The organism is Mycobacterium sp. GA-2829 (assembly GCF_001499965.1).
In the GTDB taxonomy this organism is placed as follows: Bacteria; Actinomycetota; Actinomycetes; order Mycobacteriales; family Mycobacteriaceae; genus Mycobacterium.
In genome coordinates, this window is sequence record NZ_LQIT01000056.1 from 133,851 (window position 1) to 148,184 (window position 14,334).

Here is a 14,334-nt window from a genome sequence, read left to right on the forward strand (position 1 = left end):
AGCGAAGAAATCATCGCGATTGCGGGTGCTGGAACGCCCGACTCATTGACTGACAACTCCGCGGCACTCCATCCTGACCTCGATGCGACCAACATCGTAATGGCCGCATTCGGTTCGCCGGGCCAGACACGGGTGTCGGTGCAGCACAGTTAACACGGTGGTGGTGGAATGGCCCAGCGGCGCGTCAGCTTCTTGCAAGTATGGTTTGCCGGTAACGTCCGGCGCTCAGGGGTGACTGGGTAGCCCAGAGACTCGAGATGGAGCAACGGTGTCTGTTGGGTTCCTGCACCGGGCCGTCGGCCTGTTGTCGGCCGTGCTGATGGTGGCGGCGCTCGCCGCACCCGCCACGACGCACGCCGCACCGCTGAACGCGGATCCGGCGGCCGGCCCTGAGGTGACCCTGCCGTGGCGCACGCTGGGCCTGCCCAGCGACATCAACATCGTCGGCGCCAACACCAACCAGGACTTCACCGTGCCGGTACCGACCGGCTTCCAACCCGTCCGGCTGCGCGGGCAGATCCACGCACCGGTCGACTTCGGTGCGGGCTTCGTGGAGATCAGCGACGGCACCGGCCGGTCCCTGGCGACGGTGAACCTGCCCGCCGTGGCGCCGGACCAGGCCGTTGTGCCGTTCGACGTCGACATCGCGGCGGGTGCGGTGCGGGCGGCGAAGCTGGGCCTGTCGTTCACCGTGCGGGAGGCCGCGCTGCCCGTCGGCGAACGGTGCGGGCTCGGCGAACGGGTGACGCTCAGTGACCTCGCGACGGTGTTCGTCGGCGGCGAACCGGCCCCCACCACCGTCGGCACGTTCTTCCCAGCGGTGCTGCAGCGGTTGACGATCTACGCGCCGATCGACGCCGACGACGGCGAGGAGCAGGCGGTGCTCACCCTCGCGTCGGCGGTGGCGCGGATGTACCGGCCGCAGTCGCCCGCCGTCACGGTGGTCAAACAGCCGCGCGGCACGCGGCCTCCCGCCGCACCGCAGTTCACGCGTGCGGTGGTGGTCGAGAACGGCGATGCCGGCCTGAGCGTGGTCAATCCCGACTCCCCCGACGTCTTCCTGCGGCTGTCCGGTCGGGGCGATCAGCTGGCCGCGCAGGCGTCGCTGGTGGCCAATGAGGTGCAGTCACTGGTGCAGGTGCCCGATGCCCGGGTCGACAAGGCGGGTTCGGCGGGCACGCCCGAGACCGACGAGTTCAGCTTCGACGATCTGGGGATCAGCGGTGAGAGTTCGGTGCTGCGGACGGCCACGCTGACCGTGGGGGCGGACCGTGCGGAGTTGGGCGCCGGGCGCGTCGACGGCGTGCGGGTGCATCTGCTGGCCAACCACACGCCGGTGCAATCGATGGATTCGGCGTCGGTGATGGTCAGCGTGAACGGGCAGGCCGTGCACACCGTCGCGCTGGGCGACAGTGGACGCCTCGACGAGGAGTTCGAGGTGCCCGCCGAATTCCTGGGCCAGCGCATCAATCTCGAGTTCGACCTGACGTTCAGCCCGCGTCAGCTGTGCTCACCGACGATCGCGCCGGTCACTTTCCAGCTGGATCCGCGCTCGACGCTCACGGTGCGCCGAGGTGGCCAACCGCTCGGCGGATTCGCCGCGCTGCCTTCGGAATTCGGGCCCGAGTTCCTGGTGGCCCTCGACGGCAGCAATCCGAACCAGCTGCACTACGCCGCTCGCGTGGTCGCCGATATCGCACGGTTGACCGATACGCCGCTCGCGCCGCGGGTGGTGGACGTGCAGGCCGCCGCCGACGCCGGGATCGGCGCGCTGATCGTGGCGAACGCCGCGACGGTGGAACAGACCTCGATTCGGCCGCCGATCGGTGGAGAGAGCGCCGAGGTGGCGGTCGATCTGCGCGACGAGCTGCGGGCGGACATCAACCGGGGGCTCGGCTCGATTCAGGCGTTCGCCGACGAACCGCGTGACCGCACGGTGGTTCTCGTGACCACCAGCGGGGCGTGGACGCTCGTGGAACCGTTGTTCGGCTATATCGATCAGCTGCCGGACGGCTGGTCGAGTCTGACCGGTGATGTGCTCGCGGCAGGCGCGGCCGGGACGGTCACCAACCTGTCGATCGGACCCGAGGACACCCCGCAACCGCCGGTCGAGGAGAGCACGGATTGGCGGGTGTGGGCAGCGGTAGCGGCCGGGTGCATCGTTCTCGCCGCGCTCATCGTCGGCGCGGTGTTGTGGCGCAGGCGCCGGAGCAGTTGAGAGCTACGGGTCTCACGGTGGCACATTGCGCGGCGCGATGTTGGCCTGATTGCGCGCGCGCTCGGCCTTGATTCGCGCGTTGCGTTCGGCGTCGCGCGTGCGCCGTCGTTTCGGCGTTTTGAGTGTGCGCTGCGGGGAGGTCGGTGTTGTCGCCACCGTGGGCAACTCCGCGGTGCTGGTGTCCCAACCCGGCAGCAGCCACGCGCTCCCCGGTTTGGTGCGGTACTGCCGCCCGGTCGGGGCGGTCCACACGACGGTGCCGTCGGGCAGTTGAAGATCCGACCAGCCGCCGCGACCACTCCAGAATGTCTTGAGCAAATGATGTTCGCGGCACAGGCATTTCAGGTTCGACGGGTGCGTCGGACCGTCGGGATGCGCGACGGTGTGGTCGACGTCGGCGTACACCGCGGCCCGCGTGCAACCCGGGAAACGGCACATCTGATCGCGCACCCGCACGAACCGGTCCAGCGCCGTCGACGGCCGGTACCGCGGCTCGGCCTCCTGCGGTGGGGCGACAGTGGTGACTTTGGCGCCCATACGGAGCAATTCGGCCAACAGCGACGTCGGGACGATGCCACCGCCGATCATCAGCGCGACGGGGGACTTCTCCGGAGCAGGCTTACTCGTCTCCTCTTCGGTGGCGTCGATCGGTTCGCCCGCGGCAGGCGGTTCGCCCTTCGCCTGTTCGAGGGCGGCGGCGTTGGCCACGATATGGACGACCACACCGTCGGCGCGGGCGTCGCGAACAGCTTTCGGGCAGTCGGGCTTTCCGCACTGGCACGCCAAGGTCTCCGCGCCGGCACCCAGCGCACCCATCGCGTCCGCGCGCCGCTGCCCGGCGGTGCGCGGGTCGTCCTCGCACACACCGGCGACCATCTGGTCGAGACGACGCTTCAACACTGCCGCGTCGCTCGCGAGCAATCGTCCCCAGATCGACCCCAGTGCGCTGGGATCGTCCGGGCAACCGATCGAGATGTCCCGTTGCCGGGCCGCGACCCGGCTCTTGATGACCGCAGCCGGGTCGTGCCGGTCGACCACGATGTCCACGGCCTGTTCCAGACCTTCACCGGACAACCCACCCCAATGCGTCGCGGCCGCAGCGATATCCGCGTCGATCCGCGCGAGCACATCACTTCCGACGACCAACCGGGTGCGCCAGGTGATCGTCGAGACGACCCGCGAGCTGAGCTTTCCTTCGGCGTAGAGCGCGCCCACCTTCGGCAACCGGTCGCGCAAGGCCAACCCGATGCACATCTCTTTCGACGCCGCGCGCGGACCGATCCCCATGGCGGCCGACACCTCCGCCGATGCGGCCGCCCATGGGTCGCACACCCAACGGCTGCTCTCCTCCTCGGCGGCGTCGAGACGGCGCCTGGTCAGCTCGGCGATCGCGGCAAGACGTTCCGCACCCGCGACGGCCTCCGCGCGCGTACGCTCCTCGACCAGCGCCACCAGGGCGGCATCATCGAGTGTCTCGCACATGCGTTCGATTATGCCACCCGGGTATGACAACCCCCTTAGCTCGCGACGGCGTCGGTCGCCACCTTCTGCACCTCCACGAGGTTGTCGCCGTACACCCCGGCGTTGCCCAAACCGCAGTGCCGGTCGGCGGTGATCGCGTTGACCGTCGTGTTCGATCCCCCGCCCTGCCAGTGTCCGACGTTGGCCATCACCAGCCCCGGCATCAGGTCCGGCTCACAGCAGGCGGGCCCGACGAACGATCCGCGGTCGTTGAACACCCGCACCAGCTCACCATCGGTGATACCGCGCGCGGCCGCGTCGTCGGGATGGATGAACACCCGCTGACCGCCCTGCACCCGCATCTTGTCCGGCGCATTGCCGTACTGACTGTTGAGGAACGCGTGCGGTTTCGGCGAGATGATGCTCAGCGGATAATGCTGCGCCAGTTCCGGATTCGATTGAGGCGACTCGAACGGCGGCACATAGTCCGGAACCGGGTCCACGTACCCACCCGGCTGCATCCCCTCGTACATCGACCGCCACACCGGGACCACGAAGTTGCCGCCTTCGGCGAGGCTGGACTTGAACTCGCACTTACCCGACGGTGTCGGGAAGTTGCCCTCGGCGTGCGGCGCCCGGGTGTCCGGGGTGCCGACGCTCAGCCGCATCCACCCGACCTCTTCGAGCTTCTCGTACGTGATCCCCTGCAGCGCAGGCGCATCCCAGTCGTGGAAGTCGATGAGCATCTCGCGGTCGGTGCGGTTCCAGTACGCCATGGATTCCTCGTCGAACTCCATCGTCGCAGCCAACCGACGGAACAGTTCCACGTTGGGCACGCATTCCCCGGGCGGCTCGATCGCGGGCTGATTGAGCGAGATGTACAGGTGGCCCCAGGTCACCATGATGTCGAGCTGTTCGGCCTGCATGGTGGCGGGCAGCACCAGATCGGCGTACTTGGCGGTGTCGGTGATGAAGTGCTCGCTGACGACGGTGAACAGGTCGTCGCGCATCAGTCCCCGCATCGTCTTCTCCTGCGCGGGGCCCTGCGACACGGGGTTGGAGTTGTACACGAACAGTGATTTGATCGGCGGGTCGAGAGCGAGTTCTCCGGTCAGCGCCATGCCGAGGTCCAGCTCGTTGACCACCCGGGTGCCCTCCGGGATCCACTGCGGCATGCAGATCTTGTCGAAGTTCGTCGGGAACTCCCAGATCGGCATCTCCATCGTGCCACCCCCGACGTGGCGCCACGCCCCGACAAGTGCGGGCAGACACGTGATCGCCCGGATCGCTTGTCCCCCACCGCGACTTCGTTCCAGCGCCACCCCCTGACGGATGGCCGACGGCTGGCTGGTCGCGTATTCACGAGCCAGTGTGCGGACGTCGTCGGCGGGGATGCCGGTGATCTCCTCGACCCGTTCCGGCGGATAGTTCGCCGCCCGCGCCGCGAGTTCGGAGTAACCCACGGTGTAGCGCTCGACGTAATCGGTGTCGACCAGGCCCTGGGCGATGATTTCGTGGATCATGCCCATCGCCAGCGCACCGTCGGTGCCCGGGCGGATCCGGATGTGCCAATCCGCCTGGCGCGCAGTGCGGTTGCGCACCGGATCGATCACGACGATCTTGGCGCCGTTGTTCTTGCGCGCCTCCAGCAGGAACGGCCAGCCGTGGAGGTTCGTACTGGTCATGTTCATGCCCCACACGATGATGTACTTCGAATGCGCCATCGACTCGACGTCGAGACCACCCGATCCGCCCACCGTCATGTGCCACGCGGTCGACGAACCCGATTCGCAGTACGTCTTCTCCGCCACCGTCGACCCGAGCCGGTTGAAGAACGCATCCCCGGAGGTCAACCCGTTGAGCACACCCTGGTGGCCGAGGTAGGCATGCGGCATGATCGCCTGGCTGCCGTACTCGTCGATGATCGCCGTCCAGCGGGCCTTGATCTCGGCCAGCGCCTCGTCCCAGGTGATCCGCTCGAACGCACCCGAACCCTTGGGTCCCACCCGGCGCATCGGGTAGAGCAGGCGGTCGGGCTGGTAGTGGTGCTCCTGGAAGTTCTTGACCTTCACGCACAGGCCGCCGCGCGTCATCGGATGGGCCGGATCTCCGGTCACGTCAACGAGTTTGCCGTCCTCGACGTGGTAGAGCATCGCGCACGTGTCCGGGCAGTCGTGCGGGCAGGCGCCTCGGACGATGGTGAGTTCCTTCACGGTCTCCTCCTGGGCTGCAGTGGGGTGCTACCAGTAGGGACGAGGTTTGTGGCCCGGCAATTGCACGCACATTAAGGTGCTGTGACTGTCGGTACGCTGAGAACATGAACGGCGTCTTGCTCCTCCTGATCATCGTGGTCGTCGCCGCGCTCGCCCTGGCGGTCATCAGCTCGTCGAAGGCCTCCGGAAGGCGTGACGCGGAGACCCTGGCCGACGCCAAGGCCGACGCCCGGCGGGTGATCGAACGGCTGGGCGGGCAGGTACTCAACCTCTCCGGCACCGACGACGCCTCCAAGCAGGCGCTGGCCGACGCCTCGGAGCGCTACACCGCCGCCTCGTCGCAGATCGACCAGGCGACCACGGCGAAGCAGGCGCTGCTGGCGAAGGAGAGCGCGGTCGAGGGGCTGTACTACGTGCGCGCGGCCCGCGTCGCGATGGGCATGGATCCGGGTCCCGAACTCGAGGCCCTGGCCGGTCAGCGGTCCGCGGGCGCGGTCACCGAGGACCGGCGGGTGCAGTTCGAGGGCCGGGAGATCGAGGCGTCGCCCGCCCCGTCGCAACGCACCCCGAACTACTACCCCGGCGGACGCGTCGCGGGCCGTCCGGTGCCCGCCGGCTGGTACTCCGAACCGTGGTGGAAGCCCGCGCTGGTGGCCGGCGCCTGGGGTCTGGGGTCGGTGCTGCTGTTCGACGCCCTGTTCTCCGGGATGCACGGCACCGGCTACGAACAGGGTTTCGCGCAGGGCTACGACCAGGGCTTCGATCAGGGTCAGGACGGCGGGTTCGACGACGGCGGTGGCGGCTGGGACGGCGGCGGCGACGGCGGCGGGTGGGGTGACTTCGGCGGCGGGGACTTCGGCGGCGGGGACTTCGGCGGGTTCTGACCCCGCCTCAGATCCGGCTCTCCAGCCGCGCCGAGATCCCGGCCTCCTGCAGGTCGAGCCGTTCGAGCATGGCGCGCACCGCCTCGTCCTCGATCCTGCCGGCGTCGCGTTCGGCGATCAGCGCGGTGCGCTGTGCACACAGCACGTCGCGGTACAGCTTCGAGAACACCTCCGCGCGCGGGGTGTGCGAATCCGGGTCGGGCATCTCGTCGGCGTCCTGACTCTGCCGCGCGATGGTCTGCTGGATGTTGGCCAGCGTGGTCTCGTCGAGCCCCGGCGGTGGGCTCTCGGCGAACCGGCTCAACACGTCGCCCGCCGCGACGTGCACGATCTGTTCGGCCTTACGGGTCTCGGCCTCGTCCTCCCGCCGATCCGACTCGAAAGACGGTTGCAGCCAACGGATCAGCATCGGCAGCGTCCACCCCTGCAGCAGCAGTGTCCCGACGCTGACGACGAATGCGATCGCCTGGATCGTGGCCCGTTCGGGGAACGCCTCGCCGTCGACGGTCATCAGCGGGATGCCCGAGGCCGCGGCGAGTGTCACCACACCGCGCATACCGGTCCACGACACGACGACGTTCTCCTGCCACGTCAACATCCGTCGGTCGATGACTCCGGACAGCCGGCCCTTGGGGGCCCGTCTGCGCGAGCCGAGCCCACCGCGAGCGCCCTCCGGCACCGGCACGCTGAGTTTGGACTCGACCTTGCGGGACAGCACCCCACGGCCGAACATCACGAAGACGCACACCGGCCGGATCAGCAGGACGACCAGCAGCACCACCCCGGACGCGATGGCCACCTCGGCCAGGGACTCGTGCGCCTCGTTCAGGTCTTCGATGATGAACCGCAGCTGCAGCCCGATGTAGGCGAACACGAACGCCTCGAGCATGACGTCGACGGAGTTCCACACGTACCGTTCCTGCAGTCGGGTCTGATAGCCCGCGTCCAATGAACCGTGGCCGACGACGAACCCGGCCACCACCACCGCCAGCACCCCGGAGGCGTGCAGGTGTTCGGCGGAGATGAACGCGGCGAACGGCACCACCAGACCTTGGATCGTCTCCAGGCCGGGGTTGGCCAGCCTGCGGCGGATCCACAGCGTGATGAAGCCGAGCGCAGCCCCGACGAGCGGGCCCAGCAGCGCGCTGTAGCCGAACAGCAGCACCGGGTTCTCGATGAACGCGCCGCTGCCGGCCACCTGCGCCACCGCGATCGAGAACAGCGACAGTGCGGCGGCGTCGTTGACCAGGCTCTCGCCGGTGAGGATCGCCATGACCTTCTTCGGCAGACCGAGCCTGCGACCCACCGCGACGGCGGTCACCGCGTCGGGCGGCGCGACCACCGCGCCGAGGATCAGCGCGGTGCCGAACGTCAGCGACGGCACCAGCCACGACGCCAACCCGGCCACCGCGAACGTGGTGATCACGACCAACCCGACACCGAGGCCGAGGATCGGTTTGATGTTGCGCAGGAACGTCGGGAAGGAGAAGCTCAACGCCGCGGAGTACAGCAGCGGTGGCAGCACCACCGACAGCAGGATCTCCGATTCCAGCTCGACACCGTTGAAGTCCGGGGTGAACGACACCACGAAACCGACGACGACCAGGACCAGGGCGGGTTCGAGGCCGCGGCGGTGGGCGATGGCGGTGACGACGATGGCGCCGACGACGACGAGGATCAATTCCACCGGGAGATTGTCCCTGGTGCCGGCAACCTCTGCCGCGTTACCTCAGCTCTGACAGGTCGGGCACCAGAACAGGTTGCGGCCCTCGAGCACGGTCGTGCTGATGGGCGTACCACAGATTCGGCACGGTTCCAGCGCCCGCCGGTAGACGTAGGTGCGGGGTCTGCCGGTGCGGTAGGACGGTGCGCCGTGGTCGTCCTCCGGCCGGACGGTGACGATCTTCCCGCGTCGCACACCGACTTTCATCAGCTCGACGAGGTCGGTCCACATCGCGTCGAACTCACCGGGTTCGACGTTGGTGCCGAGCCGGAACGGATCCATCCGGTGGCGGTACAGCAGTTCGCTGCGGTACACGTTGCCGACCCCGGCGATCACGGTCTGATCCATCAGCAGCGCCCCGACCGGACGGCGCGACCGGTTGAGGCGTTTCCACGCAGGCGCCGGATCGGCGTCGCGCCGCAGCGGGTCGGGCCCGAGCCGGGCCAGGATGTCCGACACCTGCGACTCGTCGACCACCTCGCAGGCGGTCGGCCCCCGCAGGTCGGTGCCGAACTCCGCGCCGATCATGCGCATGCGGACCTGCCCCACTGGATCGGGCGGCGGCTGGTCGGGGTCGAGCGCGAAGTCGTCGAAGCGGCCGTACAACCCGAGGTGGACGTGGATGATGCGGCCGCCGCGGTAGTGGTGGAACAGGTGCTTACCCCACGCGCTGGCACCGGTGAACGTGCGCCCGTCGACCATCGCGGCACCCTCGGCGAAGCGGCCCTGCGGGCTGCTCACCCGCACCCGCTGCCCCTTGAACCGCTTCTGGTGCAGCCGGGCGAGCCGGTGCAGCGTATGGCCTTCGGGCATCCGTCAGCTGCCGGGAACCGCAGGCGCCTCGTGGGTCCGCTCGTACTCGGAGAGGATGTCGATACGCCGTTGGTGGCGTTCGGCTTCCGACCACGGCGTGGCCAGGAACGCGTCGACGATCGCGATCGCGTCCTCCTGGGAGTGCATGCGTCCGCCGATGCCGATCAGCTGGGCGTTGTTGTGCTCGCGGGCCAACTTGGCGGTCTCGACGCTCCACGCCAGTGCGCAGCGCGCGCCCGGCACCTTGTTCGCGGCGATCTGCTCACCGTTACCCGAGCCGCCCAGCACGATGCCGAGGCTTCCGGGGTCGGCGACGGTCTTCTCCGCCGCGGCGATGCAGAACGCCGGGTAGTCGTCGTCGGCGTCGTAGCCGAACGCACCGCAGTCCACCGGTTCGTGGCCGGTGCTGCGGAGATGGTCGATGATGACCTGCTTCAACTCGTAGCCCGCGTGATCGGCTCCCAGGTAGACGCGCATGGCGGTCATTGTGACAGGTCAGCCGACGGTGATTGCGTCGAGGCGCTCCTTGATGAAGTCCGATGAGGTGACCGGCTCCAGCCCGGCCACCTTGCCGATCGGCGGTCCGAGCGGGGTGACGACGGCGTCGTGGTCGGCCTCGTAGAAGTAGATGAGCGAGACGAGGTCCTCTTCGGGGGCGTCGGGTTGGGGCGGCAGCACCCGGTGCCTGCCCGACGGCCAGCGCCGCCCGCTCCAGTACTCGAGCAGATCGCCGATGTTGACGGTCAGCGCATCCGGGCGGTAGGGCGCGTCGGCCCAGCCGTCGGCGTCGGAGAACACCTGCAGCCCACCGGCTCCTGGCTCCCGGTCGAGGATCGTCACGGTGCCGAAGTCGGTGTGCGGACCGATGCGGAACTGCCCCGGCTCCGGTTCACCGACGACGCTGACCGGGGGGTAGTGGTTGATGTTCATGGTCCACGTCGGCCGGTTCGCGAGCCGCTCGAACGGGTTGTCCGGCAACCGAAGTGCATGGGAGAACAGGGCGAGCAGATCGTCGGCGACGCGGCGCATCTGCGCGGTGTAGGCGGTGACCAGCCCGTGCAGCGCGGGCACCTCGTCGGGCCACACGTTGGGCGCGAACCAGATCCGGTCGACCCCCGGATCACCGGTCGCGGTGTCGGCGCCCAGGCTGAAGCTCTCCTTGAGGTCCGGCGGGGTCTCGGTGCCCTCGGCGTAGGCGTTGGCCTCGGCGCCGGGCCCGATCCAGCCGTGCCCGCCGACCGGCACCGAATACCGCGCTTTGACCGGGTGCGGCAGCGCGAAGAAGGTGCGGGCCGCGGCGCGGACGTCGGCGGCCAGTCGCGGGTCCACCCCGTGGCCGGTGACGAGGATGAACCCGGCGCGCTGCAGCCCCTCGTCGCCCGCGGCGGCGACGGCGTCGGCCTCGGCTCCCCCGGCGTACCAGCGGGACAGGTCGATGGTGGCGATCATTCGGCCACCCCCTCAGCGACCCCGATGTCCTCGTTCCACAGTTCCGGGTGCTCGGCGATGAACTCCTCCATCATCTGCACGCAGCGTTCGTCGTCGACGACGGTGACGTCCACACCGTGCTCGGCGAGCCACTCGTGCCCACCGGTGAAGGTCCGGCTCTCCCCCACGATGACCGCGCCGATGTTAAACTGGCGGGCCAGCCCGCTGCAGTACCAGCACGGCGACAGCGTCGTGACCATGACCGTGGACCGGTAGTCGCGCTGACGGCCCGCGTTGCGGAACGCGTCGGTCTCGGCGTGCACCGACGGGTCGTCGTCCTGCACGCGTCGGTTGTGGCCGCGGCCCAGCAGCACGCCGTCGCGGGTGAACAACGCGGCGCCGATCGGAATACCGCCCTCGGACAATCCTTTTCGGGCCTCGGCATAGGCGACGTCGAGCATGTCCGCGACGTTGGTGAAGCGAGCTGAGTTAGGCACCGCCACAAGGTAACACCGGCGGGCCGGATCTACTTCTTGTAGAACGCGTCGAGCAGATCCTTCTGCTTCTCCTCGACCACCGACCGCTTGACCTTCAGCGACGGGGTCAGCTCGTTGTTCTCGATCGACAGGTCGTGGTCGAGGATCGCCCACTTCTTGATGGTCTCCCAGCGATTGAGCTCGGAGTTCAGCCGGTCGATGTACTCGCCGATCAGCTTGTGCACCTCGTCGGAGGCGACCAGCTCCTCGTACGACTTGCCGCCCAGACCGTTCTCCTTGGCCCAACCGGTGATGGCATCGGGGTCGAGCGTCACCAGCGCCACGCAGAAGTTGCGGGACTCCCCGAACACCAGCATGTGCCCGGCGTACGGGCACAGCGCCATGAACCTGCCTTCGATCGCCGGGGGCGCAACGTACTTGCCGCCGGAGGTCTTGAACAGTTCCTTGAGGCGTCCGGTGATGGTGAGGAAACCGTCGTCGTCGAGTTGGCCGCGGTCGCCGGTGCGCAGCCAGCCGTCCTCGGTGAGCGTCTCGGCGGTCTTGTCGGGCAGGTTGTGGTAGCCGTCCATGACGCAGTCGCCCTTGATCTGGACCTCGCCGTCGTCGCCGATGCGGACCTCGCTGCCGTCGAACACCTGCCCCACCGTGCCGAGCCGGTAGTTGTCGAGCCGGTTGATGAACGCGCCCGCCGCGGTCTCGGTGAGGCCGTAACCCTCGAGGATCAGCAGGCCCGCGGCGTGGAACCACTCGGCGATGTCGCGGTTGAGCGGTGCCGACCCGGAGATCATGAACCGGATGCGGCCGCCGAACACGTCGCGCACCTTGCTGAAGACCAGGCGGTCGAAAACACTGTGCGCCAACGCAAGTGGCGGCGGCACGGACTTGCCCTCCCGGCGCCGCCTGCTCACCTCGCGGCCCACCGCGAACGCCGCATTGAACAGTTTCTCCTTGACCCCGTGCTGCTGGGTGACGACCTTGGCGTGGGCCTTCTCGAAAATGCGCGGCGCCGCCCCCATGAAAGTCGGTTTCACCGTCCCCATGTTCTCGACGATCTTGTCGACCCGGCCGTCGATGGCGCTGGCGAAACCGCACGCGAGCTGCGCGGAGATCAGCACCTTGCCGAACGCGTGGGCCAGCGGCAGCCACAGCAGCTGCAGATCGTTCTCGTCGAGAATGCCGAAACCGGCGATGGTCTCACCCTCGTACACCCACGCGCGGTGGGCGAGTCTGACGCCCTTGGGTTTTCCGGTGGTGCCCGACGTGTAGATGAGGGTGGCGAGCTGATCGGAGGTGATCGCCGCCGAGCGGTCGCGCACCGCCGACGGCTGCTCCTCGAGGTGCTTGCGGCCGAGCTCGACTATCTCGGCGAGGCCGCTCACCCAGTCGCCATCGCCTTCGCCGTCGAACACGATGACCTTCTCCAGCTGGGGTAGGTCCTCGCGGTTGTCGCGCAGCTTCTGCAGCTGCGTCTCGTCCTCGGCGAAGACGAACCGGGAGTCCGAATCGCCGAGGATGTAGGCGGTGTCGGCGGCGTTCGTCGTCGGGTACACGGTCGTGGTGGCCCCACCGGCGCACATGATCGCCAGGTCGGCGAGGATCCATTCGTAGCGGGTGCTCGACGCGATGCCCACGCGCTGTTCGGGTTCGACACCGAGCGCCAGCAATCCGGCGGCCAGCGCCTCGACCTGGTCGGCGGCCTGCTGCCACGTCAGCGAAGTCCATTTGCCGTCGTCGAGTTTGCGAAACGCTTCGCGCTGTGCGGATTTCTCGACGCGGTCGAAGAACATCGTGGCGACGTTCGCTGCGGCGGTGCCGGGTCGCTGCTGGTGGTCGATGGGCCTGTCGATGGACATCGTTGTCTCCGGGACTCGAGCGGGTGCGACGCCGCCCCTGACGGGGCGGTCATCGATGTTTGCACACTCATACCCGGATCGGGCTCGGTTCAGTCGAACGACGGCCTCTCGGTCCGCGTGCGCTTGAGCTCCCAGAAGTGCGGATACGACGCGAAGGTCACCGACGCGTCCCACAGCTTGCCCGCTTCCTCGCCGCGCGGGATCTTCGACAGCACCGGCCCGAAGAACGCGACGCCGTTGACGTGGATGGTCGGGGTGCCGACGTCCTCGCCGACCGGGTCCATCCCCTCGTGGTGGCTCTTGCGCAGCGCGTCGTCGTATTGGTCGGACGTCGCCGCCTCGGCCAGTTCGGCCGGTAGGCCCACCTCGGCGAGGGATTCTCTGATCACCACGTCGAAGTCCTCGACACCCTGATTGTGGATGCGGGTGCCCATCGCGGTGTACAGCGGCGCCAGCACCTCCGGCCCTTTGGCCTGTTCGGCGGCGATCGCGACGCGGACCGGACCCCAGGCGCGCTTCATCGCCTCCTGGTACTCCTCGGGCAGGTCGCGGCCCTCGTTGAGCACCGCGAGGCTCATCACGTGGAACTGCACGTCGATGTCGCGCACCTTCTCGACCTCGAGGATCCAGCGGGAGGTGATCCAGCACCACGGGCACAGCGGGTCGAACCAGAAGTCGGCTCGGGACTTGTCGGTCATCAGCGATCCTTTCGGTGACGGGGCGCACTTCCGTGCTGCACAACTTCCGTTCCCGGTCGAGTGTTCCCCGAACGCGCGGTTCAATCTTGACCGAACCGTGTTGTTCCTGTGACTCGAGTAAACCAGTGTGGCAGTGGACGAACAGGAGTCCCGATGTCACCCATGTCCACAGCAGTACGAACCCGGCTGATGATCGCCGCATCCGCCACCGCCGTCGCCGGCACCCTGATGACGGCCCCACACGCCGCGGCCGACACCCGCGACGACGCCTTCCTCTCGGCGCTGCAGCGGGCGGGGGTGCGCTACGACAACCCGATCGACACCGTCGCCCTCGGTAAGCGGGTGTGCCCGATGCTCGTGGAACCGGGTAAGGATTTCGCCAAGGTCGTCGCGACCGTCCGCAACGACGGCGTACCGCCCGACCTGGCGGCGTTCTTCGCCGGGATCGCGATCCAGATGTACTGCCCGCAGATGGTCTCGTCGGTGGGTAACGGCACCTTCCTGAACTGGTTGCAGACGACGAGGTTCCCCGGCGCCCGATAAGTT

12 protein-coding genes are annotated in these 14,334 nt (G+C 68.3%); 3 read left to right on the plus strand and 9 right to left on the minus strand.

Annotation, left to right across the window (positions count from 1 at the left end; all coding sequences use genetic code 11):
* Positions 1–268 precede the first annotated feature (268 nt).
* Positions 269–2,218 carry a cellulose biosynthesis cyclic di-GMP-binding regulatory protein BcsB gene (locus AU194_RS26350; protein WP_059092222.1) on the plus strand — a complete coding sequence of 650 codons (1,950 nt, stop codon included), beginning with the start codon at positions 269–271 and terminating at the stop codon, positions 2,216–2,218.
* A 12-nt stretch (positions 2,219–2,230) separates the two neighbouring features.
* Here the strand turns inward: AU194_RS26350 and AU194_RS26355 are convergent, their stop codons facing one another.
* Together AU194_RS26355 and AU194_RS26360 are read right to left on the minus strand one after the other, a co-directional pair.
* Complete coding sequence (locus AU194_RS26355; RefSeq protein WP_059092223.1) at positions 2,231–3,700, minus strand: HNH endonuclease signature motif containing protein; 1,470 nt, start codon at positions 3,698–3,700, stop codon at positions 2,231–2,233.
* A gap of 35 nt (positions 3,701–3,735) precedes the next feature.
* Positions 3,736–5,892, minus strand: coding sequence for a molybdopterin-dependent oxidoreductase (locus tag AU194_RS26360; protein WP_059092224.1), 2,157 nt, complete (start codon positions 5,890–5,892; stop codon positions 3,736–3,738).
* A 104-nt stretch (positions 5,893–5,996) separates the two neighbouring features.
* Here AU194_RS26360 and AU194_RS26365 point away from each other — a divergent pair, with 104 nt between their 5' ends.
* On the plus strand, positions 5,997–6,776 hold the full coding sequence (locus AU194_RS26365; protein WP_059092225.1) for a hypothetical protein: 780 nt from the start codon (positions 5,997–5,999) through the stop codon (positions 6,774–6,776).
* 7 nt (positions 6,777–6,783) lie between these two features.
* Here AU194_RS26365 and AU194_RS26370 read toward each other — a convergent pair whose 3' ends face one another.
* From AU194_RS26370 to AU194_RS26400, 7 genes are all read right to left on the minus strand, one after another.
* The gene (locus AU194_RS26370) at positions 6,784–8,463 is read right to left on the minus strand and encodes a sodium:proton antiporter (protein ID WP_059092226.1); all 1,680 of its coding nucleotides are present in this window, start codon (positions 8,461–8,463) and stop codon (positions 6,784–6,786) included.
* Between the two features lie 42 nt (positions 8,464–8,505).
* The gene (locus tag AU194_RS26375; protein ID WP_059092227.1) at positions 8,506–9,312 is read right to left on the minus strand and encodes an Fpg/Nei family DNA glycosylase; all 807 of its coding nucleotides are present in this window, start codon (positions 9,310–9,312) and stop codon (positions 8,506–8,508) included.
* Positions 9,313–9,315: 3 nt separating this feature from the next.
* Positions 9,316–9,789, minus strand: coding sequence for a ribose-5-phosphate isomerase (locus AU194_RS26380; protein ID WP_059092273.1), 474 nt, complete (start codon positions 9,787–9,789; stop codon positions 9,316–9,318).
* An 18-nt stretch (positions 9,790–9,807) separates the two neighbouring features.
* Positions 9,808–10,761, minus strand: a complete 954-nt coding sequence (locus AU194_RS26385; protein ID WP_059092228.1) for an isopenicillin N synthase family oxygenase — start codon at positions 10,759–10,761, stop codon at positions 9,808–9,810.
* Complete coding sequence (locus AU194_RS26390; RefSeq protein ID WP_059092229.1) at positions 10,758–11,201, minus strand: nucleoside deaminase; 444 nt, start codon at positions 11,199–11,201, stop codon at positions 10,758–10,760. The genes AU194_RS26385 and AU194_RS26390 overlap by 4 nt, the downstream gene beginning before the upstream one ends.
* 65 nt (positions 11,202–11,266) lie before the next feature.
* The gene (locus AU194_RS26395) at positions 11,267–13,090 is read right to left on the minus strand and encodes a long-chain fatty acid--CoA ligase (RefSeq protein WP_059092230.1); all 1,824 of its coding nucleotides are present in this window, start codon (positions 13,088–13,090) and stop codon (positions 11,267–11,269) included.
* A gap of 89 nt (positions 13,091–13,179) precedes the next feature.
* Positions 13,180–13,788, minus strand: a complete 609-nt coding sequence (locus tag AU194_RS26400) for a DsbA family protein (protein ID WP_059092231.1) — start codon at positions 13,786–13,788, stop codon at positions 13,180–13,182.
* A 162-nt stretch (positions 13,789–13,950) separates the two neighbouring features.
* On the opposite strand from AU194_RS26400, the gene AU194_RS26405 reads away from it, so the two are divergent.
* Positions 13,951–14,331, plus strand: a complete 381-nt coding sequence (locus tag AU194_RS26405) for a DUF732 domain-containing protein (RefSeq protein WP_059092232.1) — start codon at positions 13,951–13,953, stop codon at positions 14,329–14,331.
* The last annotated feature ends 3 nt before the right edge of the window (positions 14,332–14,334 follow it).

Coding starts and splice junctions, on each gene's coding strand:
- AU194_RS26400 (WP_059092231.1), bottom strand. CDS start 13,788: ATGACCGACAAGTCCCGAGCCGACTTCTGGTTCGACCCGCTGTGCCCG.
- AU194_RS26380 (WP_059092273.1), bottom strand. CDS start 9,789: ATGCGCGTCTACCTGGGAGCCGATCACGCGGGCTACGAGTTGAAGCAG.
- AU194_RS26395 (WP_059092230.1), bottom strand. CDS start 13,090: ATGTCCATCGACAGGCCCATCGACCACCAGCAGCGACCCGGCACCGCC.
- AU194_RS26375 (WP_059092227.1), bottom strand. CDS start 9,312: ATGCCCGAAGGCCATACGCTGCACCGGCTCGCCCGGCTGCACCAGAAG.
- AU194_RS26390 (WP_059092229.1), bottom strand. CDS start 11,201: ATGCTCGACGTCGCCTATGCCGAGGCCCGAAAAGGATTGTCCGAGGGC.
- AU194_RS26405 (WP_059092232.1), top strand. CDS start 13,951: ATGTCCACAGCAGTACGAACCCGGCTGATGATCGCCGCATCCGCCACC.
- AU194_RS26385 (WP_059092228.1), bottom strand. CDS start 10,761: ATGATCGCCACCATCGACCTGTCCCGCTGGTACGCCGGGGGAGCCGAG.
- AU194_RS26365 (WP_059092225.1), top strand. CDS start 5,997: ATGAACGGCGTCTTGCTCCTCCTGATCATCGTGGTCGTCGCCGCGCTC.
- AU194_RS26355 (WP_059092223.1), bottom strand. CDS start 3,700: ATGTGCGAGACACTCGATGATGCCGCCCTGGTGGCGCTGGTCGAGGAG.